The 25,789-nt window shown below is 36.4% G+C and carries 22 protein-coding genes; 10 read left to right on the forward strand and 12 right to left on the reverse strand.

Translation table 11 applies throughout. The annotated features are described in order from the left end of the window. Positions 1-69: 69 nt before the first annotated feature. Together SP041_RS06815 and SP041_RS06820 are read right to left on the reverse strand one after the other, a co-directional pair. Positions 70-312, reverse strand: a complete 243-nt coding sequence (locus SP041_RS06815; RefSeq protein WP_025565217.1) for a hypothetical protein — start codon at positions 310-312, stop codon at positions 70-72. A 356-nt stretch (positions 313-668) separates the two neighbouring features. Then, positions 669-1,580: a DUF6515 family protein gene (locus tag SP041_RS06820; protein ID WP_025565216.1), complete on the reverse strand. Its 912-nt coding sequence runs from the start codon at positions 1,578-1,580 to the stop codon at positions 669-671. Between the two features lie 610 nt (positions 1,581-2,190). Between SP041_RS06820 and SP041_RS06825 the strand changes: the two genes are divergently transcribed. The 6 genes from SP041_RS06825 to SP041_RS06850 all read left to right on the forward strand — a co-directional run bounded on the left by SP041_RS06825 (position 2,191) and on the right by SP041_RS06850 (position 7,867). Beyond that, positions 2,191-3,018: a transporter substrate-binding domain-containing protein gene (locus SP041_RS06825; protein ID WP_025565215.1), complete on the forward strand. Its 828-nt coding sequence runs from the start codon at positions 2,191-2,193 to the stop codon at positions 3,016-3,018. Between the two features lie 399 nt (positions 3,019-3,417). Further along, positions 3,418-4,089 carry an amino acid ABC transporter permease gene (locus SP041_RS06830; protein ID WP_025565214.1) on the forward strand — a complete coding sequence of 224 codons (672 nt, stop codon included), beginning with the start codon at positions 3,418-3,420 and terminating at the stop codon, positions 4,087-4,089. Beyond that, the gene (locus SP041_RS06835) at positions 4,089-4,739 is read left to right on the forward strand and encodes an amino acid ABC transporter permease (RefSeq protein WP_240791428.1); all 651 of its coding nucleotides are present in this window, start codon (positions 4,089-4,091) and stop codon (positions 4,737-4,739) included. Before SP041_RS06830 ends, SP041_RS06835 begins: the two co-directional genes overlap by 1 nt. After that, positions 4,736-5,458 carry an amino acid ABC transporter ATP-binding protein gene (locus SP041_RS06840; RefSeq protein WP_025565212.1) on the forward strand — a complete coding sequence of 241 codons (723 nt, stop codon included), beginning with the start codon at positions 4,736-4,738 and terminating at the stop codon, positions 5,456-5,458. Before SP041_RS06835 ends, SP041_RS06840 begins: the two co-directional genes overlap by 4 nt. Positions 5,459-5,884: 426 nt before the next feature. Then, complete coding sequence (locus SP041_RS06845) at positions 5,885-6,886, forward strand: XdhC/CoxI family protein (RefSeq protein ID WP_025565211.1); 1,002 nt, start codon at positions 5,885-5,887, stop codon at positions 6,884-6,886. Between the two features lie 285 nt (positions 6,887-7,171). Further along, on the forward strand, positions 7,172-7,867 hold the full coding sequence (locus SP041_RS06850; protein ID WP_025565812.1) for a nucleotidyltransferase family protein: 696 nt from the start codon (positions 7,172-7,174) through the stop codon (positions 7,865-7,867). Between the two features lie 264 nt (positions 7,868-8,131). Here SP041_RS06850 and SP041_RS06855 read toward each other — a convergent pair whose 3' ends face one another. From SP041_RS06855 to SP041_RS06865, 3 genes are read right to left on the reverse strand one after another with little or no spacing between them, the layout of a single operon-like run. After that, positions 8,132-10,435, reverse strand: a complete 2,304-nt coding sequence (locus tag SP041_RS06855) for a molybdopterin cofactor-binding domain-containing protein (protein WP_025564877.1) — start codon at positions 10,433-10,435, stop codon at positions 8,132-8,134. Continuing rightward, a complete protein-coding gene (locus SP041_RS06860; RefSeq protein ID WP_025564878.1) occupies positions 10,432-10,899 on the reverse strand; it encodes a (2Fe-2S)-binding protein in 468 nt (155 codons plus the stop codon). Before SP041_RS06860 ends, SP041_RS06855 begins: the two co-directional genes overlap by 4 nt. A gap of 18 nt (positions 10,900-10,917) precedes the next feature. Continuing rightward, positions 10,918-12,219, reverse strand: a complete 1,302-nt coding sequence (locus SP041_RS06865; protein WP_025564879.1) for a cytochrome c — start codon at positions 12,217-12,219, stop codon at positions 10,918-10,920. Positions 12,220-12,713: 494 nt separating this feature from the next. On the opposite strand from SP041_RS06865, the gene SP041_RS06870 reads away from it, so the two are divergent. Both SP041_RS06870 and SP041_RS06875 read left to right on the forward strand, forming a co-directional pair. Beyond that, the gene (locus SP041_RS06870; protein WP_025564880.1) at positions 12,714-13,676 is read left to right on the forward strand and encodes a sensor domain-containing diguanylate cyclase; all 963 of its coding nucleotides are present in this window, start codon (positions 12,714-12,716) and stop codon (positions 13,674-13,676) included. 421 nt (positions 13,677-14,097) lie between these two features. Continuing rightward, a complete protein-coding gene (locus tag SP041_RS06875; RefSeq protein ID WP_025564881.1) occupies positions 14,098-15,048 on the forward strand; it encodes an AEC family transporter in 951 nt (316 codons plus the stop codon). Positions 15,049-15,410: 362 nt separating this feature from the next. Here the strand turns inward: SP041_RS06875 and SP041_RS06880 are convergent, their stop codons facing one another. The 7 genes from SP041_RS06880 to SP041_RS06910 all read right to left on the reverse strand — a co-directional run bounded on the left by SP041_RS06880 (position 15,411) and on the right by SP041_RS06910 (position 22,818). After that, positions 15,411-16,442: an extracellular solute-binding protein gene (locus SP041_RS06880; RefSeq protein ID WP_025564882.1), complete on the reverse strand. Its 1,032-nt coding sequence runs from the start codon at positions 16,440-16,442 to the stop codon at positions 15,411-15,413. Beyond that, complete coding sequence (gene potC, locus SP041_RS06885; protein WP_025564883.1) at positions 16,442-17,215, reverse strand: spermidine/putrescine ABC transporter permease PotC; 774 nt, start codon at positions 17,213-17,215, stop codon at positions 16,442-16,444. Before potC ends, SP041_RS06880 begins: the two co-directional genes overlap by 1 nt. Then, positions 17,199-18,071, reverse strand: coding sequence for a spermidine/putrescine ABC transporter permease PotB (gene potB, locus SP041_RS06890; RefSeq protein WP_025564884.1), 873 nt, complete (start codon positions 18,069-18,071; stop codon positions 17,199-17,201). The genes potC and potB overlap by 17 nt, the downstream gene beginning before the upstream one ends. Beyond that, positions 18,055-19,161: a spermidine/putrescine ABC transporter ATP-binding protein PotA gene (gene potA / locus SP041_RS06895; protein WP_025564885.1), complete on the reverse strand. Its 1,107-nt coding sequence runs from the start codon at positions 19,159-19,161 to the stop codon at positions 18,055-18,057. Before potA ends, potB begins: the two co-directional genes overlap by 17 nt. Positions 19,162-19,701: 540 nt before the next feature. Next, complete coding sequence (locus tag SP041_RS06900; RefSeq protein WP_025564886.1) at positions 19,702-21,738, reverse strand: FUSC family protein; 2,037 nt, start codon at positions 21,736-21,738, stop codon at positions 19,702-19,704. Between the two features lie 10 nt (positions 21,739-21,748). Then, positions 21,749-22,609 (reverse strand): HlyD family secretion protein, encoded by an 861-nt coding sequence (locus SP041_RS06905; protein ID WP_025564887.1) that lies wholly within the window; start codon positions 22,607-22,609, stop codon positions 21,749-21,751. A gap of 5 nt (positions 22,610-22,614) precedes the next feature. Beyond that, complete coding sequence (locus SP041_RS06910) at positions 22,615-22,818, reverse strand: DUF1656 domain-containing protein (RefSeq protein WP_025564888.1); 204 nt, start codon at positions 22,816-22,818, stop codon at positions 22,615-22,617. A 482-nt stretch (positions 22,819-23,300) separates the two neighbouring features. Between SP041_RS06910 and SP041_RS06915 the strand changes: the two genes are divergently transcribed. Both SP041_RS06915 and SP041_RS06920 read left to right on the forward strand, forming a co-directional pair. Beyond that, positions 23,301-24,077 (forward strand): haloacid dehalogenase type II, encoded by a 777-nt coding sequence (locus SP041_RS06915; RefSeq protein WP_025564889.1) that lies wholly within the window; start codon positions 23,301-23,303, stop codon positions 24,075-24,077. 604 nt (positions 24,078-24,681) lie between these two features. Then, positions 24,682-25,263 carry an acyl-CoA thioesterase gene (locus SP041_RS06920; protein ID WP_205961178.1) on the forward strand — a complete coding sequence of 194 codons (582 nt, stop codon included), beginning with the start codon at positions 24,682-24,684 and terminating at the stop codon, positions 25,261-25,263. Positions 25,264-25,789: the final 526 nt, after the last annotated feature.

Raw genomic sequence — 25,789 nt, forward strand, 5'->3', positions numbered from 1 at the left:
AAAAGCAACTCTGCGCTGCAACCTTCGATAAGAACTAACCAGAGTTATAAAGCCTGAGAAATGTGGAATTTATAATGAGGTTGGAAATCGGCTTATTTTACAATACGCCTTTTTTTTCTGTAAGGCTTTTAACTTACTTCTTAACTTATGACCTTTCTTGTCTGTATATATAACACGCATATTCTTTTTAGCTGTCGTAATTTTCGCATCAATTTTTAAACATAAGCTTTTAGATACTTTGGTATTTTGTTTGGCCATGATATTGCTTGATATAATAAGCACACAGGTAAATAAAATGATTTTATTAAACATAGTATTTCCTACTTTTAATCAAATAAATGTAAGACGAGAGGATCTATTAAACGTAAATCACAATTTAACAATACGCAAATTTAGCGAAGAATCATCAATAAATACATATTAAAACTCATTATCTTAGAATAGTAATAACGAATTAACATTATCACTTTTACAATACAAAACCTTTCCTCTTCAATAAAAAATTTCCGCTAAAAAATAGGTTTAAATGACCAGTGAATAAGCAACTAACAACGCATTTATGATTTAATCTAACGAGTATTAAAATGTTAATCTCGTTAGATTAATTGTTGGCATAAAGACTACAATTCAGAAATGAAGTACAGCATTTACTATTTAAAAATAAAGACTTAATCTAGCTTCACTGCTAAATAATCAACATCATTATCCGATGATTGAGGAAGAAAATAGATATTTTGATATTTAAAGTATTGTTCCCCGTTAACAACAACTAATTCAGCGCCTTCAGGTAATACTGAGTAACGTTGCCCAAGCTCAAAATAATCACTTTGTTGTTGCTCATATTGTGTTTCGTCAGTTACTGACAATGTAGTTGTATCATTAAATGGCGCTTCTACCACTTGGTAATAAGCACCAGCAGTAATATAGTAAATACCTTGGAAGAAGTAATAATGATGTCCATTAACAAACAGATTTTCAAAGCCATGTGGTAAATAACGGATTTTCAGCCCTACCGGAGGGTGTACGACGGTATATCCATTATTTAAATAACGATAATATAACCCACTACTAAAAATAAAAGAAAGGCCTCCAAAACTAAGACGACGACCATTTCTTGGTAGTTTATGACTCCTTAAGCCTATTTTATAAATGGCACGTTTACGAAAACTTTTACTGCGTTTAGTTTTTAAGTTTTTCGCCGCTATTAACCTTTTAGCCTTCTGTTTGTTACGCACCGCTTTATTTGGTGGTAATACTGACGTTTTTATTGTCGAGCGGTTTTTCTGAACAGCACGAGTATGAATGTTCCTATTAACATAAGTCTTTGAATTTTTATGCCTAATTGCATTTTTCTTATCCAACCTATTTTCTTTATGGCGAGCCGCACGGTTTTTAGGTAATACAGTGCTACTACCATAAAGAAGACGTTTACGTGTTATTTTGTCTGTTTTAGACTCAATTTTTTTGTGTACAAAGGATCTTTTTTGATGCTTTTTATTGTCTCTACTTTCAGCTGAACTAATACTTGGAAATACCATGATTAGACTTATGACAATAGGTAATAAGAATGCTAATTTCATTAGAGATCCTTTTAAAAAAGTAAATTTACAATCCATATTCATATAAATTGATACATTAAATAGTTGCTTACTAAATGATTAAGACCATGTTGAGTCCCTTTTTTAATTCAAATTTTATAAAACTATAAATGGTAAGTTGATTGTTCCATTGAATATAATGTTATGACAACAACAAGCAGTCTTTAGTTGCACACTTCCTTTCATCGCTTATTTAAACGTAATATCATTATGTTACAAGATACAAAACGAAAATTGATATCTTACTATCCTTCATATTTCGCCATGTAAAAAAATAAAATTTGTTAATAAAAAATGATAGATAAAAAAATAAATTTGAATTGCATTACGATGATCAGTGCTAAATACCTAGATATTTTTTGATCTCGAATAAATAATAAAAAGCTCAACAAGTTATTCTAAAGTTTGATAGAGTAATTAAAGTGTTAAAAGGATTAACATCTGCTTATAAAAATTAACAAATACTTATAAGAATTAACATCGACTTGTAAATAGGGATATCTAATTTAAATACAAGATACAAAAGTGCGGCACATTATGTTCTAGCCACCCTATGCACAAGTAAATTGTAAATAAAAATCAAGGAGAAAGTATGAAGTTAGTAAAGAAAATATCATTAGTTGTTGCTTCCATTTCAGTACTCGGTGCATTTTCAAGCGCAAGTGCAGATCAATTAGATGATGTAATCAGCCGTGGCACATTAAACTGTGGCGTCGTGCTTGATTTCCCACCAATGGGTTACACAGACAAAGATAACAAACCTGCCGGTTTTGATGTTGATTACTGTAACGATTTAGCCACTGTTTTAGGCGTAAAATCAAATGTTATCAACCTAACTTGGGGCGACCGAATCCCTTCATTAATTTCAGCTAAAACCGATGTAGTTATTGGTTCGACGTCAGACTCATTAGCACGCGCTAAATCTGTTGGCTTTACTTACCCATACTTTGTTTTTAAGTTTCAAGTAATTTCTAAGAAAGGTGTGAAAATGACATCTTTTGCTGATCTTAAGGATGTAAAAGTAGGTGCAGCACTAGGTACAACCTATGAAACAGAATACTTCAACTATGCAGATGCACAAGGTTGGGGAAGAGATAATTATACCGCATTTAAATCAGAAAATGATGCATTCCTAGGACTATACCAAGGTAAAGTTGATGCGCTTATTTCTACTAACACTAATATCGCAACTAAACTAACTTCTGGTCAATTTGATGATTTTGTTGCAGGTCCTTATGTGCCAAATTACGATGATGTAGTAGGAATTATTGCTAAACGAAGTGAACAAGCTTGGATTAAATACTTAAATCTTTTCTTAGTTCACCAAGTACGTGACGGTCGTTTAAACGAATTACATGTTAAGCATTTTGGTACGCCAGTTTCTGCTGATATGGTTAAAGCATTAAGAGAAAATAAGTAATTATTTTTGATTGTGTTAACTAAAAGTAAGTCATCCTCCAGTTCTGCTGGAGGATATCAATTTAGACATCCCAGGGTTAACCGACTACCCCATCTGTTATAAACCATCTGAAAATAAAAATAGAATCATACTCAAACATTATGCTTATTGTTATTGTTGAGTTATCAAAATCATTTAAGTTAGTCGTTCAGGTTCGTTGAGTTAGTTTAATAAAGTCAGTTAATAAGATCGTTTAATAAAGGGAAATAATTTATATCGCATTGTATTAGTCATTAAAAAATACGTCATAGAAAGTTAATGATGCCCGATAATCACAATTATCAAAGACAATCATACAACAACATCAAATTTAATAGGTATGACTCAAAGCCAAATGGAAATGCTTTTAAAAGAGGATATATGGATAATTATGAATTTCACTGGAATGTAGTATTCGATGCATTCCCACAACTATTAACAGGGGCATTTACTACCGTTCATGTCTCTGTTTTATCAATGCTAGTAGGTATCATCATTGCCGTATTATTAGCATTGGGAAAAATGTCAGAAACCAAAGTTTTTTATCATATTGCTAATATTTGGATAGAAATCGCAAGGAATACCCCTGCTCTTTTTCTTATCTACATGGCCTATTTTGGTTTAGGGGCTTATGGCATACATCTTAGCCCGTACGTCTCGGTTTTTTCTGCTTTAGTCTTTATAAATGCAGGTTACTTAGCAGAAACATTCAGGGGTGGTTTTCAGTCCATTCCTAAAACCCAATATAGCGCTGCAAAATCCTTAGGTATGAATAATATTAAAGTCTACCGCTACATCATTTTGCCACAAATGTTCCGTAGAATTTATCATCCAATGACCAATCAATTTGTTTGGTCAATACTAATGAGCTCACTTGGGATACTAGTTGGAATGAATGAATTATCTGGTGAAACACAACGATTGCAATCAACTTCATTCAGAACATTAGAGTTCTTTATGGTGGCCGCTGTTATGTATTATGTGATCACTAAATTGGTATTATTAGCCGCTGATTTGATTGCCAAAAAAGTATTTAAAGGGGAGATATCATAATGAACTTATTTACTCCTTTATCGTGGAATGACGCAGGGTTTATTTTAACGGGTATTTTAAACACTGTTTATATTTCAGTTATAGCTATTGTAGTTGGTAGTTTATTAGGGCTTTTAATTGGGTTTATTAGAGCAGAATCCAATAAAACAGTTAATGTTTTTTTAGGTGCTGTTTTAGATGTTCTTCGCTCTGTGCCTCTCATCATTCAGCTTATATTGTTTAGCACCTTTATCGGTGTGATGGGTTTCCCATTACCTCCTTTTGTGACAGGTTCAATTATATTATCGCTTTATACAATGGCATTCATGAGTGAAGTGTTCAGAAGTGGATTTAATAGTGTTCCAGTCTCTATGGTAAAAGCATCTAGGTCACTAGGCATGAATTACTTACAGACAGTGAGATACATAAGAATACCAATTGGCATGAGAGCCGTTTTTCCATCTTGGATTGGTGTTGCCTTAAGTGTTATTAAAGACTCTGCATTAGTCTCTGTGATTGGTTATATGGAATTACTAAGAACAGCAGAACAATTGATATCAAGAACGCAACAACCCCTTATGATTTTAATAGGTGTTGGGTTGTTTTACTTTATGATTTCTTACCCGTTGTCGCGTTACGGTAAATATATAGAAAGGAAAATGGAAATATGATTGAAATAAAAGGTGTTCATAAATCTTTTGGTGATTTAGAAGTATTAAAAGGGATTGATTTAACGGTAAACCGCGGTGAAGTAGTGAGTATTATCGGTGCAAGTGGCAGTGGAAAATCGACCCTTTTATATTGTATTAATGCCATTGAAAGTATCAATAAAGGTAACATTATTGTTGATGGTATCGATGTACATGATAAAAAAACAGATATCAATGCATTGAGACAAAACCTCGGTATGGTATTCCAACAATGGAACTCTTTTCCACATTTAACCGTACTAGAAAATGCGGCTTTAGCTCCTCAAGTTGTAAAAGGGTTTAGTAAAGAAAAAGCTGAAGAAATAGCGACAAAAGAGCTTAAACACGTTGGACTTGGTGACAAATTACACGAATATCCAACTAAAATGTCTGGTGGACAACAACAACGTTTGGCGATTGCAAGAGCATTAGCAATGGAACCGCCCTACATGTTGTTTGATGAAGTAACGTCAGCACTCGATCCTGAGCTTGTTGGCGAAGTATTAGATACGTTAAGACTATTACGTGATGATGGTATGACAATGATTTGTGTTACCCATGAAATAGCCTTTGCAAAAGAAGTCTCAGACAAAGTTGCTTTTTTCCATGAAGGCTTAATTGAGGAGATAGGCACACCTCAAGAAGTGTTGGATAACCCTCAAAAAGAGAGAACTCAACAGTTTTTGAGTAAAGTTCTTTAGTAAAAATTATTTAATGAAAGTTATTTAATAAAAGTTCTGAGGACAAAACTTAATTGCTTAAGCGATTTAGGGAATCAATAATAGTCGTAGCATTAAATTTAAAAAAGAAGAACGTGAAAACGTCCTTCTTTTTTAAACCAATAAACGTATCTTTTACTTCATAAAGCAGTGATTAAATGACTTAAAGCGAAGCAAATAAACTAAATATGACAACAGTAAAATTAACACACTTTCATTCTTTTTTAAGATACTAGCAAGCAGTAACCTAAATCCTCCCTTTAAATGAAATAACCTTGAAATAAACGCTTTAAAGCCTCAGACTTACTTCCTTTATTTTTTATAGTTATTCAGCTTAAGCATGCTGCATGGCTAATAATGACGTTAAATAGATTAAAAATAATTACTAAAAATTAAAATAGGAAATGAATGTCACATCATATTGAAGATTTACTTTCACAGTGGAATAAATTCCCTAATGATAAATGGGTACTAGCCGTTATCACTCGCATTCAGGGCTCTTCGTATCGTAAAACCGGCGCAATGATGTTATTTCACTCCTTAGGTAAAAGTATCGGACTTGTCAGTGGTGGATGTTTAGAAGGTGATTTACTGCGGCATGCACAACGAGCTATTCAACAAGATCAAGCCATTAATATCACCTATGACGCCAGTGATGAATCAGATGCTAGCTACCAATTGGGTTGTGGCGGTATTATCGATCTATTATTAATTCCCGTGACGGCTGAAAATAACTACCTGCATTTGCAGGCGTTAATGGAGAAAGTAACGTCAACCAATTGTGAATATCATTTACCCTTAGTTAAAACAGGTACACCAGCTGCCTCTATCTCTGCAAATGTAATACCAATAAATAATAAAACTGATTATAACTTTAGTAAGAGTACTTACAGTACCGCTAAAGATGATTCAGATACCACTATACTTCAGATCCCTTGCCGAACGCGTTTTCATCTGGCTATTTTTGGGGGAGGTTTAGATGCGCAACCTTTAGCAAAGATGGCCATACAATTAGGCTGGAAAGTAACAGTATTTGATGAACGATCTAGTTATGCGCATCAGCATCATTTCCCAGATACCCATATCATTAAACAACCCATTTCTACATTAGAAACAAAACACTTGTTAGATATTGATGGCGTCGTGGTAATGCAGCATAATTTAAGTTTAGATGCATTAGCAGTAAAACTGATTAGTCAAAGTAACCAAGCTTATATTGCATTGCTTGGGCCACTTCACCGTCGTGACCAGGTTTTTAGTAAAGCCAATATTACCTTGGATGACTTTAAAGGTTTCTTTTCAGCCCCTGCTGGATTCAATATAGGTGGTGAACTACCTGAGTCTATTGCATTAAGTATATTAGCTGAGTGCCATGCGGTTTTTCATAAGCGAACTGATTTAATCAACTAATACCAATCACAACAAATAACTTATCTATTTTATTTGTTGAAACAGCCCAGTTCCTTGTTGTAAATGTCGTAAAGGGAACAGCCATTAAAGAATTAACCTCTTTTGATTAATTCTCCGATAGACGATTAACGAAGTTAATCTTCGAAAGGCTCAATTTACGCCTTGAATTGAACTGTTTTTCCAGCATAAGATTTAGATAACATATTTAATATAATCGGCATAACAAGATGGATACTCTTCACTTTTTCAATGGCGAGTATCTATAATAAGATAATATGGAGCCTTGTGAATAAAAATCCTATTGAGACGAGAAAAGAAGAGCTTCGGTCTAATGCTATCGAACAAAAAACATTAACGTTAGTATTATTAGCGGCAGGCAAAAGTAGTCGATTTAACGGCATTAAATTAGCACAACTAGTGACAGACTTAAATGCCGATAATGTATTAATTGATCAACCTTTATTACTACATAGTTTAGATAAATTAAACTATGTAGCAGACTACTTAACGTCACGTAATATAATAAGTAATGTTGTTGTCATATTAGGGACTCACCACAATGTATTACGTCAATTACTGCCAACATCCACCGTCTCTATCATCAATGAAAACAGTGACGCTGGTTTATCGACATCAGTTAAAATAGGTGTTGAAGCTGCCCTTTCTGCTAATGGCTTATTATTAGCACTTGCTGACCATATTGGTGTGACTTACCAAGACTATATAAAGCTGGTTGATCTTTGGGTGACACAACAAAGCAATGTGTGTGCATCATACCAAAGCCAGTTAGGCGTTCCTGCTATCTTCAACAGTGAACAATTTGAGGCTCTAACACACCTTAAAGGCGACCAAGGAGCCAAACCAGTTCTACAACAATTAGCTGAGACGAATCAATTAACTTGTTTAGACTTACCTAATGCAATAAACGATATAGACACACTAGATGACCTTCTAAAATGGCAACAAAAGTTAGAAAATTAATGGTCGTCAATAATAATACCAATCACAATAAATAGCTTATCTATTTTACTTGTTAAAACAGCCCACTTCCTCGTTATAAATTTCGTAAAGGGAACAGCCATTTACATCAATTTACGCCTTGAATTGAACTGTTTTTCCAGCGCAAAATTTAGATAACATATTTAATGTAATCGGTATAAAGATAAAACGTAGAACGAGTCAAAAATAAAAGACAAAAAAGCCCGAATAAATCGGGCTTTTTTATGCGGAAACTTATGAGATTAACTAGGCTTTATCTAAAGCACTTTTTAATTCACTTGGCTTCATTGGGATTTTACGTAAACGTACCCCCACCGCTTGGTAAATTGCATTAGCAATAGCAGGTGCAACTGCCGTCACAGCAGGCTCACCTAATCCAGATGGCGGCATTTTACTTGCAATAAACTCAATTTTCACTTCAGGTGTTTGACCTAAACGCAAAGGTGTATAAGTATCAAAGTTAGTATCTTTATACTGCCCATCGCGTAGCTCTGTACCTTCATACAATGCCATTGATAATCCCCATAATGCAGCACCTTGACATTGTGCTTCAGCACCATTTGGATCAACGATAATACCAGCATCGATCACCACAACCAGTTTCTTCACATCCACAAGGCCGTTACTTTTATTGACTTGAACTTGCACTGCACAAGATACCCAAGTTGGCATATCACGCTCTTGACCAAAGGTAGAAGCGATACCAAGTCCGGTATTTTCAGGTTGCTCAGAACCCCAACCAATCATTTCTGCAGCTTTTTTCAAAACCACTGCTTGACGTGCTGCCCCCCCCTCTGCAACCGGTGTAGTACCGGCATTACGACCTTCAGCAATGAGCATATCAAGACGGAATTGCACTGGATCTTTGCCTGCATGATGCGCGGCTTCATCCATAAAGCTTTCAACAGCCCACCCTGTCCAACCAGGTCCTACTGAACGTAACCAACCCGGTCTAAAAGTGGCCATAGCAAGGTCATTAGAAATAGCACGTACTTTTTGTGCGCCAACGCTATACCAATGATCTGCACCTGCAATAGCAAATGGGTCATAAGGTTCATCATTAACACCTTTAGGCATAAAACCAGGTGCTAATACTTGTGTTGGCCAACCTGCCGTTGCATGGTGTTCCATTGCGGTCACTGACTTCTTATCATCAAAAGCCATTTTTAACTGTTGAACTGAAGCTGAACGCGCACTATCGAATAACATATCTTGTGGACGCATTAACACCATTTTAACCGGCTTACCGCCTAATGCTTTAGACGTTAACGCAGCAGGAATAGTATAATCACCATTTAACCGACGACCAAATCCACCGCCTAGCATATAAGTACGAATCACAATATTAGCCACATCTTCACCCAATGCGGTTGCGAGTACAGGTAACGTAAGTGATTGCCATTGACAACCAGAATGTACTTCCCACACGCCATCTGGATTTTTAAATACCAAGGCATTCACAGGTTCCATCTGAGCATGTAATACCGTACTAGTAATATATTCATGAGAAATCGAGCTACTCGCCCCTTCAAATACAGGTTCAGTTTTAGTATTACCCGTATCTAAAATACTACCTTTGCTTGAGTCGCTTAATAGTTTTTTACCATGATCTATAATATTAGCTTCAGATACATTAGCCGTTTCACCAGCATCCCACGTTACTTTAACCAGTTTTGATGCTTTTTGTGCTGCAATAAAGCTACTCGCAATCACCATTAGCCAACCAGGTACACTACCACTTGCATCATCTAGTACGATGGTTTTTTGATAACCTTTGACTGCTTTTGCAGCTGAGTCATCAAATGTTGCAACTTTAGAACCATAGCGAGTTGGTGGTAGAATAGGGTTCGCATATACCATGCCATCAACTTTAGCGTCGATACCGTATATCGTTTTACCATTCGTTTTATTAGCGACATCAAGCGACGTCACTTGTTGGCCAACCAACTTAAGATCTTCATTTGCTTTCAGTGGCAGCGTTTTTAGTTCTTCTTCTGTAAATTGACGTGTTAACCCTAAGCTTACTAATTCGCCGTAAGATAACTCACCTTTACTTGAGATGATTTTACCGTTTTTCGCTTCACACTCTTTGGCTGTAATGCCCCATTTTTTAGCCGCCGCTTCAATTAGCGCAGTACGACCTGCGGCACCTGCTTGACGATAGACAGGCCAACTTTGTGAAATAGACCAACTACCACCAGTGACCATGTAACCCCAACGAGGATCACTATCAACATGGATAATTTCAACATCATCCCAATCCGCTTCTAACTCATCAGCAAGAATACGTGCGATAGCTGTACCAACATGCTGACCCATTTCTGAGCGCATAATATTCACTTTAATCTTGCCGGCAGTATCAATTGAATACCACAATGACGGCTCATAAAGTTCACCTTCACTAGGCAGTACTTTACCGTCTGGACTTGCAGGGTCCATTGCCGCCATTAAATGACGTGGAAAACCAAAACTGATACCAACTGCAGTCATACCAATTAAAAAACCACGACGGGTTATACCCGGTGAATTACGTTTAGGTAATCGACTCATAATTGCTCTCCTTCAATGGCATTTGCTGCTTCATGAATGGCACTACGGATACGCACGTAAGTCATACAACGGCATAAATTACCGCCCATTACTGCATCAATATCTTTATCCGATGGTTTAGGAATGTCTTTCAACAATGCAGCCGCTTGCATAATTTGTCCTGACTGACAGTAACCACATTGTGGTACCTGTAAGTTTTTCCAAGAAATTTGCAAAGGATGATCGTCTTTTTCAGATAACCCTTCAATCGTCGTAATCTCAGCACCTTCAACTGATGATACCGGCGTAATACATGAACGTGTAGCACGCCCACCTACATGTACAGTACAAGCACCACAAGTACCAATACCACAACCAAATTTAGTCCCCGTCATGTCTAATTCATCACGAATAACCCACAGTAAAGGAGTATCACTTTCTACATCGGCAGTCATCGACTCGCCGTTTAAAATAAATTTTGCCATTGTCACTTCTCCTGTGAATTATTGCTCGAATCGAGGTTGGTTACGGATTTCAATTACTTTTTGTTGTAATTCAGGCCAAGCACTTTTACCTGCCGCTTGGCGTAAATACGCGGCGATGGCAGAGATATCTTGATCACTAAGCGCATCACGGAATCCAGGCATAACCACACCACTTATACCTTGGTCATTACGTACACCGTCCAGTATAACGTTAACCAAGTTAGTCGGTTGATCAAGGTGAGTTGCAGAACCCAACGTCAGTAATGGACGTCCTTTTACTAACTCATCACTACTGTAATGACATGCTTGGCAAGCCGTTGCATATAAACGAGCACCTTCGTCAATACGAAGATCAGTTTGTATATGTTGCGCAGCAATTGCCGTTTGCAAATTACTATTTGCAGCAGGATCATCACTTTCTTTTGCGCCTGAATGATCTGCAAAATAGTAACTAATTGCTTCGACATCACTCTTAGGTAACGCAGATAAACCTTTATGCATAACAGGCGCCATAGGACCGGCTGCACTGCCATGGTATGGAGAGTTACCTGTTGTTAAATATTCATAAAAGTCTTGTGCTCGCCAAGGAATTGGAGAGGTACTCGTCGATGTTAATGATGGTGCAATCCAACCATCAATTGCAGCTCCTTGATACATTTGGTCGTATTTTTCACCACCTAATACATTACGCGGAGTATGACAAGCACCACAATGGGCAACACCTTCAGCTAAATAAGCACCACGATTCCATTGCTCAGATTTACTATCATTAATTTCGAAGTTCTGTGTATCCGCGAATAATAATTTCCAGCCCGCTTGTAACCAACGAATATTAAGAGGGAATGGAATACCATTTTCTTTTTTAACTTGGTTAACAGCAGGAATTGACGTCATGATATAAGCGTATATAGCACCAATATCATCGTCACTCATTTTATTAAAATGCTCAAAAGGAAATGCAGGTAATAAATGATGTCCATCTCGACTTACACCAGTGCGCATAGCACGATTAAAAGCAGCTTCAGACCAGCCACCAATGCCCGTTTCAACGTCTGGCGTAATATTACTTGAATAGATAGTGCCAAATTCAGTGTGCATTTCATAGTTACCTGCATAAGCCTCTCCACCTGGAGTGGTATGACAAGTACTGCAATAACCTGCAGCAGCAAGGATTTTACCTTGTTCGATAACTTGTGGGGGGTAGTCTGCGTTAACTGGAGGTGCAATGGGATCAATTGAGGAATTCCAAGCATAAAAACTGAATAAACCAAGTCCAACAATAACTGCGCCAGATACGCCATAAACAATACGTTTTAGCATATTAAATAGCCTTATTTTAAAAATTTCGGGGGGGTGGGAATTGCTGTCCAACATTCCCTGTTTGGCTTTTCAGTATAGGTAATATTCATGAAAAATGATGAATCATAAGATGAAAAAATAAAACCTATAAGCCTACTCAATTTTAATGTTAATAAAATGTGAAAGCAACCTTAGTCAATCATCTGTGGTCGAACAAGTAACATGATTTTTTATAACGTACTTAAAATGAACAATTTTAGTTAATCATTTAAGCAATCTACACTTAAGCATTATTTTACCGAAAGCTTCATTAAATATATCTTGTGATCCACCATTTATCCCCCCTTAAAAATAGACTTTCAATACTTGAGATAAAGCGCTACAAAAAAAATCAAAATATAATCTAATAAAAAGCAGTTTCAATCACATAAATTGATTGATATTAGTTTTAATTAAACATTATATGTAAATTGAATACTACACTGGAGGTATTAAATAGAATTTACGGTGGCCCTATGATCAAACCTGATATTCCAAAAAATGAAGCAGAACGATTACATGCATTAAGAACATTAAAAATTCTTGATACTTCACACGAAGAGCGTTTCGATCGTGTGACACGAATGGCTAAACGCATGTTTAACGTCTCTGTTTCACTAGTTAGCTTAGTTGACGAAGATCGCCAATGGTTTAAGTCAAAACAAGGTGTTGATGTTTCCGAAACACCTCGCGATATATCATTTTGTGGACATGCTATTAATCAAGAAGGATTATTCATCATTCCTGATGCCTCTAAAGATGAACGATTCTTTGACAACCCTCTTGTCGTTGACGAACCAAAAATTCGCTTCTATGCAGGTTATCCATTGAAACTGAGACATGGAATTAATATAGGGACATTGTGTCTTATCGATCCTAAACCTAAAGGCTTAAATGAAGAAGACCAACAATTACTTCAAGACTTAGGCGCGATGATCGAACAAGAGATTCAGTCTGTGCAACTAGCGACGCTAGATGAGCTAACGTTAATATCGAATAGACGCGGTTTTTTAAATTTGGTCGGTCATAGTTTAAAAATGTGTCGACGTAATAAAATGCCAATTACCTTTATCTTATTCGACCTAGACAAATTTAAACTTATCAATGACACCCATGGCCACCACGAAGGCGACTTTGTACTAAGTACGTTTGCACAAGCAATGCTCAGTTCATTCCGTGATTGTGATGTCGTAGGGCGGATTGGAGGCGATGAATTTGTTGCGATGCTCAGCAACGCTCATGAAGAAAATTCAGAAATAGTATTAGAGCGCTTTTCTAATGCCATTGAAAAGATAAATGAAACATTAGATAAGCCTTATAAGATCGAATACAGTGCCGGTGTAACATATTTCGATTATGATACTGATAAATCAATTGAAGATATGATCCAAGATGCAGATAAAGCAATGTACGAACAGAAAAAACGCATTGCTCGGTAAATTTTCATAAATTCGGTAAGTTTTCATAAGTTCAGTTAATTTTCATGAGTGCTGTCATGCAATAAACTCAAAGTCATCAATAAGTATCAACAAATATAGGCCAAAAGATAAACGCGTATTAAAGAAGCTAAATCAGCAAGGTCAATCTACAGAGTTAATCATTCAATTTTATAGCAACAATGGCCTTGTTCATTTTTTAAAAGACTTCGCATACGTCACTTCCTAAAGTGCACAACTCAATCATCATTACCCTTCTAAAAACCATTTAGCTTAAAATTGATTCACTTTTTTATATAAAGAACTGAGTAATTAATGCAAAATGAAAGACTTAACCGTATTGTTCTAATCGTGCTTAACATTATATATAACCTAGCAACAGCAACTTACGCCCTTTTATAATCATTAATAAATGAGATATTTCATGTTTTTTGAATCATTACAGTTTTCGTTTTCCATTGTAGGACCGATTTGCCTATTACTTTTTTTAGGGTGGTTTTTAAGAAAAACGAATACGATTAATGATGCTTTTATTGAAGTAGGTTCGAAGTTGGTATTTAAAGTGACCCTGCCGGCTTTACTTTTTCTAGGCATTGTTAAAATGGATCATCAAGCAATCATAGACTTTGACCTGATCGCTTATGGCTTAATCGCCAACTTCCTATTCTTTATGTTATGTATCTTAGTCACTAAATATTGGATAAAAGACAAACACCATCATGGTGTCGTTATTCAAGGTGCATTTCGAAGTAATACCGCTATTATTGGTTTGGCGTATATGGCGAATGTTTATGGTGAAGCGAGTCTAGGACTAGCCGCCGTATATGTTGCTGCACATACCGTACTTTATAATATTTTATCAGTGATTATATTATCGCCTAAGAAAGAAGGCTTTAATCCAAAAATGCTGATCGGCTTAATGAAATCTATTCTTAAAAACCCACTGATTATCAGTATTATTTTAGGATTAATCTTCTTTGTATTAACGATTCCTGTGCCTGATATCGTCATTAATACAGGTCAATACTTTTCTGATATGACATTGCCTGTTGCCCTGTTGTGCACTGGCGGAAGTTTGAGTATTAAATCTTTGAAAGATAATAGCCTTAATTGCCGTTTTTCTACTATATTAAAAATTGTTATCGGGCCAATATTCATCACTGGTGGCGCATACTTTTTAGGTTATACCGGTGAAACTCTTGGGTTAGTTTTCTTCATGTCTGCCGCACCAACAGCAGCAGCAAGTTATGTGATGGCAAGAGCAATGGGCCACAGTGCAGAACTCGCAGCAAATATAATTGCCATGACAACAATTGGTTCATTAGTGACTTGTAGCCTTGGAGTGTCATTATTATATTGGCTACAGTTGATGTAATAAAAGCTTATAAAAAAGACAGTCTTCCATCATTAGAACATTGGATAAGCTTATCTTTTAAAATTAAATAAGAGCTTAAATAAATTGGGTAGGTCATATCTGCCCTTTTAGCCACAGAAATCCCCTTACTTTTTCCTATCTTACTTTTCCTATTTTACTTAAGGCAATGCTATTTAATACAACGTCGCTTAATGTAACGTAGCTTAATACATCCTTGCTCAAATCATTTAACACACGCATAGAAACTAAAATTTAGTGTAATTACATAAATAAAATACAATAAAAAACCGCTCTGATGCGAGCGGTTTTAAATAGAGTTTAAAGCTATTTATTTCAATAGCAGCAAAGCATTTAAACCATCATTATGATTTAGCTTGCTTTAGCATTTGCCAGTACTTTTCATAAATAGCATTCACTTCACCTAAATCTCTATGAAAAGAACCTTTTTCAATCACTTCTGCAGGAGGAACAACCATTGGATTGTTGCGCATCTCTTCACTTAATAATGGAATAGTTGCTCGATTAGGTGTTGAATTCCCTACCCCTTCTAAAATGATTTTTCCAATATCAGCACGTAAAACATAATCGATAAACTTATGAGCATTTTCAACGTTTTCCGCACCTTTTGGAATCACAAAACTATCCACCCAAAGCGTAACACCTTCACTTGGGTACACATATTCAACGGTACCTAACTCAAGTTGTGCCATATAGGTTTCGCCATTCCACATAACGCCCATTGGTACATTGCCTTGAATAAGTGGCCCCTTTGGTGAGTCAGACAAGAACAATTTAACATTAGGTAATAATTCAACTAATGCTTCATAAGCTTGACGAATTTCGTCTTCGTTAGTTGTGTTATTCTCAAAGCCTTTTGCTTTTAATGCCATTAAAAAGATATCTCGAACATCATCTAATAACAGGATTTGATCTTTAAACTCTGGTTTCCAAAGATCCTTCCACGACGTAATTGATGATGCATCCATCTCATCCGTATTAACGGCAACCGCAGTACTACCCCAAAGATACGGAATACTATATTTATTATCAGGATCGTAAGCCTGATTCAGTAAGGTCGGCTCTAAGTTTTTAAAGTTCTTTAACTTAGATTTATCGATAGGCTGTATCAAATCCGCACGTTTCATTCGTTCAATAAAAAACGTAGTCGGTACCGCTAAATCGTAGCCTTTACCATTAACTAATTGTAATTTAGCAAACATCGTTTCATTACTATCAAAGGTAGCAACTTCAACTTTAATACCCGTTTCCTTGGTAAACGAGCGTAATACAGAATCAGGGATATAATCAGCCCAGTTATAGAGCACAACCTTTTCTTGTGCCATTGATGAAAAACTGATCAGCATTGTTGCTGTTAGGGTTAACCATTTCTTCATTACAAACTTCCTTTTTTACGTAGTAGTAGTTGTGATATTACAATTAACATTACCGAGCCCACAAAGAGCAAGGTAGAGATAGCATTAACCTCTGGTGACACACCAACACGTACCATGGAATAGACTTTTAAAGGTAATATTTCATAGCCAGGTCCCGTCACAAAGGAACTTACAATTACATCATCTATTGATAAGGTAAAACTTAACAACCAGCCAGAAGCAATAGCCGGCAAGATCATCGGAAAAATGATTTTACTAAACACATTCCATTCATTAGCGCCCAAATCACGTGCAGCTTCAGTCACGGACATATCCATGCCTTTTAAACGTGAAAACACACTGATAATCACAAAAGGCAAACAAAAAGTAATATGCGCAATTAATAACGACATATAACCAAGCTCAATACCTAAAGTGATAAATAAAATGAGCAACGCAATAGCCATCACAATATCAGGCGTTAGCATACTCACGAACACCAATGATGAGACTGCACCTTTACCATAAAAACGGTAACGCTGTAATGCGACTGCCGCTAAAGTACCAATCACCGTAGCCGCTGTTGCGCTAGTAAGACCCACTTGTAATGTATGCCAACCGGCCTCCATTAAAGAATCATTCTCAAATAGTTTTTCATACCATTTAAAGGTAAAGCCGTCCCATTTATAACCATAACGAGAAGCATTAAAAGAGTTCGTCACTAAGATTAAAATCGGTGTATATACATATAAAAGCACTAAACCGATAAAACCTAATTTAAAAATTCGAGTCATTAATGCCTCCAGCGCGATTCGACATTTTAGTCGCACGGTAATAAAGCCAAAGCATAAATGACAACAATGCGATCATTAATATGCTCAGTGCAGCGCCGAATGGCCAGTCACGAGTTTGAATAAACTGATTCTTAATAACATTCCCCAACAATGCATGCTTAGAGCCGCCTAATAAATCAGCTACAAAAAACATCCCCATCGCAGGTAAAATAACCATCAAACAACCGGCAATAATACCAGGCAGTGTTAGCGGCAAAGTAATGCGTAATAAGCGTTCAGTGGCATTCGCCCCCAAATCTTTTGCCGCATCTAATAATTTAAAATCCAACTTTTCCATAGAGGAATAAATAGGCAAAATCATAAAAGGCAGCAAGATATAACTCAGTCCAAAAATCACAGCAAACTGGCTGTATAATAAATCTAACGGTTTATCAATTAAGCCAATAAATTCTAGCCCTTGGTTAATTAACCCTTTTTTACCCAACAAAAATTGGATCGCATAAATACGGACCAGTGAATTGGTCCAAAAAGGCACAATCAACAGGAACAAAATAATACTACGCCAGCGTTGTGGTAAGCCCATTAGGCAGATTGAAAAAGGGTAAGCAATACTCAAACAAATAGCAGCCGTCATCATTGCCATGAAAACAGAGTCCCACAACAATGAAATAAAGCTCGGATCAAGTACACTCTTCCAGCCTTCTAAACTAAATTGATACTGGATTAAAAAATCAGCATCACGCGTTAAAAAGCTCGTAACTAAAACCATTAAGCTCGGCACTAAAACGAACAGTGCTAGCCAGCTTGTTGCTAGGCCAATCGCCCAAAAACGAAACTGATTAAATTGTTTGTTCATATGGCAATACCACTTCCCAACCAGTTATCCATTGTAATGCGACCTTTTGTCCTAAACGGTAATCAAAATCAGGGTCGTCTTCGTCAAAAAACTCACTCGCAATCACGTTTGTCCCCGTTGATAAACGAATATAAGAATCTAACGTTTTACCTTTATAGTTACACTCATGAATGTGCCCTTCTATATGTACTGTATTTTCAGCTAACTCAGGCTTAGTTAAACGCACATCTTCAGGACGCAGTAATACATGTACTTTGTCATCAACAGCAAAAGGATAATCAGTTTGTACTACCCAATCAGCGCCTTCTGCGGTCACTTCAACATGCTTATCATCAATTCGACGCACAACATGGCCATCAAATTGGTTGATTTCACCAATAAAACGCGCCACAAAAAGGTTCACGGGCGTTTCATAAATCTCACGCGGCGTACCAATTTGCTGCACTTTACCTTTATTAAGTACCACGATACGGTCTGACATCGACAACGCTTCTTCTTGGTCATGCGTTACGTACACAAACGTAATGTTAAGTTGGCGCTGTAATCGTTTTAACTCAACTTGCATCTCTTGGCGCAATTTATAATCAAGCGCACTTAAAGATTCATCCAACAATAATAAACGAGGGCGATTAACCACTGCACGCGCAATAGCAACACGTTGTTGCTGTCCGCCAGACAATTGATGTGGTTTACGTTGTGCAAAGCTCTCTAAACGCACCATTCGAAGTGCTTCAAGTACGCGTTCATTGATCTCTTCTTTTGCTACTTTATGCATTTTCAAGCCAAAAGCGATGTTGTCATAAACACTCATGTGAGGAAATAACGCATAACTTTGGAATACAGTATTCACTGGGCGATGTTCAGCCTTAAGGATAGATATATCTTTATCGTCCAGCAGCACTTGTCCTTGGTCTTGTTGTTCAAAACCGGCAATAATACGTAATACAGTGGTTTTACCGCAGCCTGAAGGGCCTAATAAAGTAAGAAATTCACCGTCGTAAATAGTAAGGTCTAAAGCGTCTAATACCGTATTATCGGCAAACGTTTTACTGACCCCATATAGTTGTAAAAGAGGTTGGCACTCAGTCACATTCAATATTCCAAAAGTCGAGCCATAATGGCAGTTAAAATAAGCTTAAACTTGATAGGGTTTAAGAAAGTATAAAAAACAATAGATAGGATAAAGTGAAAACGCGATAGAGCCACTAAATTTAGGTGTTAGGTGAGTAATATCTTGTGTTTTTATGGGTGTAAAAACGGCCAAAATATTTCAAAAAATTAACCCCTTCTATTTTTTGCAGATTGTACATAGAAATTCTCTAAGCACAACGAAATAATTAAGCGATATCCAAGTTATTTATTAGCTTTTATTGGCGACTAAACATCAAAAAAATAAAGGAGTATTAAAGAGTGGCATCAAGGTTATTTTGATGTTCAAAATGAACGGCTTTTAGCGCTTTATTTGATAATAATAAAACTTATATTAAGACAGTTTAAAAGTAGGTTACGTTTTAAAATATAGTCTTTATTACGCGGTCTAAATAGACTGTTATTAGATTGGTTAAAGAGAAGCACTTTAATCATCACCACTCATTTAAAATCACTCATTCCTTTGATCAGCTTGAGGTATTTACAGGGCTATTTTACGTGCACTTCTTTCTAAAGTGAGATTAATACGAATAAACATCCCCTGAATCGCTTCTACTTGAGCAGAGTCGCCGACTTCAGAAATAAGCTCTTGCGATAATAAGTCGGAGGTTTGTTTGAAATCGTCATTACACTTGCCTGTGCTAGCTAATAGGAAGGCATCAGCCAATTTATGTTGCCATTGTTTTAAATGCTTTAAGTTTTTACCCGCTAAATTTTCGCAGATTGACTGTACCCGAACCGTGGCATGACCTAAATTAAGTCCGGTTAAAGCAAGGTCGGTAATAGCACGAGAATGAGAACCTTGATCGTGATTAATCAATCTTAATAATCTATCTGACATTCGACGGTTGTACCAAATTGCAGGCGCTTTCTGGTGCTCAATGTCTATCAAATCTTTATGGGTCGCTTTAAAAACTCGGCTTACTAATAGCTGAATACTAGGCCCTGTAAACAAATGAAAAATCCAAAACAAAATACTCACTCCGGCAAAAATAGCCATTGCCGCACTTAAGGTGTAATCAATTGAAAATGCCAAACTCATATCGGTACTGGGTCTCACTAAAATCGAAAACGGCACACAAAAGCCTAAGCCATACGGTAATGTTTCACGATCAGCAAGTAATAGTAGCCCCAAAAAATAAGGGCCAGCCAATACCAACAATAATATTTCCAGCTGTCCGCCACTTTGCGATAGTAAATTAAGTGCGAAGAAAATCGTGACAAAAGAAGCTACCACCACCCCCATTAATAAGCGTTTAATCACCACACGTAAAATAGATAAAGGTATACGCGCTAACATAATAGAAAAAATAACTGGTAAAATCATAACCATCAACGCAGCAGATGAACCAGTACTTATCCAAATACATGCACCAATCACAAAGACCAATAACGTTCTAAAACCAACAATCACGCCCGCTAAAGGATCTCGGTAAGTCAGCATACTTGGAGCATTCAACAAGGTTTTATCACGCTCTTCTAGTGCTTTATATGCACGCAGTAAAATAGTTAAATCCGCCGCTATATCTAAAGCAACATTAAACATGTGTGATTCAAATGGCGCCTCACATGTGTTATTGACTCGCCATTCAGTTAACTCTTTACGAAAGTGTTTAATTTCCTTAGCGCAAAATTCATAATTATCCGATGCAGCAATACTGGCCAGTACAGCTTTAAGTCGATCAAATAATTCTTTTAAATCAGAAGTAATTAGCGCTGAATGATTACGTTGTAAACGTCCAAAAATTTGAATCAATGCCAATAAAGATAATACTTTTTGTGCCAATTGATTGGCCGCTCTTGAACGACCTGGTCCTTTTGGCCCTTCATAACGTACTGCGCTGGAGTCGTCGTTGATAGCGCCTAACGTTGCCATCACACCATCGATTTGAGTATGGCGTTTTTCATGTGTCCCTTTAGTATCGAGTTCTTTCGCGAGATAATCTAACGTTTGGTTTATCACCGTTCTCGCTTGATTTTGTAGTGAGTGTTTTATTTTTACAGGCCAAAATAAATGGCTAACAAGACCGGCACAAATAGATCCTATAATAATCTCACTCATGCGAGCTTGAGCGACATCGAATATACCTTGGCTACTAACAGAAGTGGGATCAACCATCACTAAAAGGACAATAATTTCCGCAGTTACCGCCGCCATTGCAAAAGCATAAACAAAATTAGCTTGTCTCACCATGGCTGATAATGCTGAATTTAACCCTAACCAAATAGCCAGCGTGCCTAACGCTAAATACGGGTAAGGCATCAACATACTTAACAATAAGATGCCAAATAAGCCCCCGATAATGGTTCCTATTATTTGGCAAATTGCTTTTTCAATCACTAATCCACTTTCAGGACGTAACTGTAAAAAAATAGCAGAGACTAATGCCCAATAAGGTCGTTCGAGATTAAGCGCCATTGCGATAGTTAACGCCATGGCCATCGCAAGCACGCCTTTTATCGCAAAAATAACGGCCTGTTTTTTCGGGGAAAATAAATTACGTAAAACGACACCCAAAGTCTTCTCCTTATTGTGTCGCGAGATGTATGGTGGCTGTCATACCGGCACTCAGTTGAGTATCTTGTGGTAGTTCGTCTAACTGAATATCAACAGGAATACGCTGTGATAGACGTACCCAGTTAAACGTTTGTTGAACCTGTGGTAACAGTTGGCTATTACTTTGTGTATTAGTATTCGCAATGGCTTTACCGACACTCACCACATGCCCGGTGAGCTGTTTACCTCCACTCAGTAATGCTATTTTGGCTTGTTGATTTTCATGAATCAGTGGAATTTTAGTCTCTTCGAAATAGCCTGTTACATAAAAAGAGTCAGATTTTACAATGGCAAAAACTGAAACGCCCTGCGCTATGTAATTACCTTGGCGTAAATTCAAATTAATTATTTGGCCCGACACAGGGGCAACAACCTCAGTTCTATCAACATTTAACTGCGCTAAATCCTGCTCTGTTTTAGCAAGGTCATAACTTGCTTTTGCAATGTTTCTATTGATACGAGTTAGTTCTAAATCTTCTTCACTGATTGCTTTCTGAGTATTTAATGCTACACGGCGGTTGTATTTATGCTTAGCTAACTCCCACGTTAATAATGCACTTTCCGTATTCGCTTTAGCCTTTTCTAAAGCTGCTTGATAACGTTTATTATCCACACTAAAAAGTAATTGTCCTTTCTTAACGGCTTGACCATCTTTCACATTTAAAGCGGTCACCCAACCTGAGACATCCGCGGCTACGGTAACAATATCAGCTCGAATCCGTCCGTCACGAGTCCAAGGCGTATGCATATAGTCAGTCCAAACCCAACGCCCAGCAAACACAGCAGCAATCACGATAGCAATGGTAAAAGTAATACGTAGATATTTTTTCATAAAATTTATCTTCCACTCAATAAATAGACAGTTAAGGCGAAATAGCAGACAAAAAGTGACACTTCAAACCATGCGACTTTCCAAAGTCGATCATGCCAATCTAGACGGTGTAAAGTAAAACGAGTTAATGCAGATAAGAGAAAAGCTATCGGGATATAAATAACCAAAGGACTAAACGCCATCCCACCTAAGACTACTGCTTGCATCATAAACATATATCCTATATTTCATTTGTTAGAAAAGACCTGTCGTAAAATGAATACACCAAGATTTTTAATTAGGCAGCCGAAATAGTTAATCATTGGTCAGAAGAAAAGAACAATAAGAGTAGAGTTTCGTTCATTTGACATTGTTTGTTACCAACAATGTCATACAAGTTTACTAATAAAGCACCTCTTTTTAAAGTAACTAAACGTTTGTTTAACAATTAAAGATCACTACAACCTTACAATAAATAAAGCGTAACAACCTTTTTCTTGGGCATTACCACCAATAAAAAAATCATGAATAAATAGTTTATGTTAATAAATACAAAATAATTGAAATTTAAAATGATATTCAAGGGTCTGTAATGGAACGGTCTATTTCTATTTTCAAGTGTCAGACCGTTTTTCGTTTACTAAAGTGCTATAACGTCGTTTATAGGCTTTATTTAAAATCTTTACAATTTAACTTACAGGTACTTTTTATAATGATTCGTTTTAAAACTTTTATGATTGGCTTATTGATGTCGATGAGCTTAATGTCAACCGTTGCACACTCTCAAGATTCAACTTCAAGTCAGCAAATAAAACCAAAGGTCATTTTCTTTGATGTTAATGAGACACTTCTAGACTTAGGCAACGTAGGTAAATCAGTGTCTAAAGCACTAGGTGGAAGAGATGAGCTCGTCCCTTATTGGTTTACTACTATGCTACATTATTCATTAGTAGGTAATGTAACTGGCGAATATAATAGTTTTGCTGAAATTGGTATTGCATCATTAGAAATGATTGCAAACCAACAAAACATCAAACTAACACCAGAAGAAGCGCGCACAGCAGTACTAACACCCTTCAGAGACTTAGCACCGCATAAAGATGTTGTTGAAGGTTTGAAAAAATTACGTGCAATGGGATACACCATGATCACGTTAACTAATTCATCTGATGCAGGTATCGCGGCTCAACTTAAAAACTCAAATCTAGCGCAATATTTTGATGGTTCATTAACGGTTCAAAACTTAAAAACATTTAAGCCTGATTTAAAAGTATATGAATGGGCACAAAAAGAAATGAATGTAGCACCTGAAGATGCAATGTTAATCGCAGCACATGCTTGGGATTTAGCAGGCGCAGATAAAGCAGGTTGGAAAACTGCATTTATTATGCGTCCAGGTAAAGCACTTTACCCACTTGCAGCAAAACCAGACCTGATTGGACGCGATCTTATTGAGATAGCAAACCAATTAGAAGCAAGCGCTAAATAAGCATTAGGTTAAATATTCACTTTTATTCTGTTATTGAATGGAGTCAATAGAAGTGATATATCAAAACTGATTTAATATTATGTTGAACACCTTAGCCTTTTATTAGGTTCTGGTGTTCGTTAATAGCTTATTCAGCTTTATAAATTTTTATACTCTTATCTCTTTATAAGAATCAATCTCTTGCGATGTTCACTTTATAATTAATCATTTTATAAAGCTTTGCCTCCACACGATGATGTTGAACCTCCATTTTAAAGTCAACATATTACAATTGGTCAAATATCAAACAAAAATATTGAATAGTAACTTTGCTCAATAAAAATAATCTGTTCCCTGTTTTTATGGCTATTTACAGTTTCAGGTCACTACCTATAACTTAGTACTCCTAACAACAACCCTCTATTATCGCCTACAAATCATCCAACATTCATCATGATTAACATTAATTTTCATATTAAATGAAAATTAATAACAATTTATTAACAATTCTATTGAAAAATATTTATACTAGCCTAGAAAGCAAAAAGTGTGACGCAGATCCGAAATGGTGGCATTTTTTGCAAAGTCAGACAATTCTCAATACCGACCTTAATCTGGAGAAACCATGAAAGCTGTAAAAATCATCGATAGAAAACAAGTTAGACCCACTGACGCTTATATCGAAGACAATATGGAACCAAAAACAATTGCATTCAGTACCATTACGGTTGTTCAACAAATGATGGATGTCGACGCTAACATCGCCGGCAATGTTCATGGTGGTTCAATAATGAAATTAGTCGACAATACTGCTTGTATGGTCGGCATGCGTCATACTGGTGGCAATGCCGTCACGGCTTCGCTTGACCGTTTAGATTTCCACTCTCCTGTTTATGTTGGTGATATCCTAAGAATAAAAACAAGTGTTAATTATGTTGGTTCAACATCAATGGAAATTGGTGCTCGAATTGAAGCTGAAGCAGTATTAACCGGTGAAGTACGTCATACAGCATCTGCCTACCTTACTTTTGTATCACTTGATCCAGAAGGAAAGCCACGCCCTATCCCACAGGTAATTTGTGAAACGGATAGAGAGCGAGAACGTTTTGCAGCAGCGTTAAAGCGTAAAGAAAAACGTTCAGAAGCAAGACAAGAATTAAAAGACAGAGCAGAAGCGAAACACCCGCAAACTGAAAAAAGCGCTTAAATAATCAATAGTCTTGTAACATCATAAAATGAAGAAACATTAAGCACTAATAGTTAAAAAGGTTAAATTAGCCGTTGAGACCCTGTAAATAATTCTCTCAAATCTACATCAGCTAAAAATTTAACCTTTTAACCTTTTAACCTTTTAACCTTTTAACCTTTTAACCTTTTAACCTTTTAACCTTTTAACCTGGCAATAAAGCTTCAACAATTTCCAGTAAACAAACAAATAATCCAAATTGCCCATTGATATATTTTATATCGCTTTGAATTTAAGCCTTTATATTGAAAATAACATTGTTCAAAAAAAGTGCAGATTAATAACATTCAAACCAAATTGGTGCTAAACCATTAATTGTATTAAAGACAATATTACTAAACCAATGATAAATAAGTATAAAATATTAAAAACTTATTGGCATAGTTCTTTCATTAACTCATTTATTCGGTGAACTCTTTAAATAATCACTTAATTAAAGTTAACAATATTTTACAGCCCTATTACCTAAAAAAATGAATCACATACA

This window comes from Psychromonas sp. SP041, assembly GCF_000470315.2.
Classification (GTDB): Bacteria; Pseudomonadota; Gammaproteobacteria; order Enterobacterales; family Psychromonadaceae; genus Psychromonas.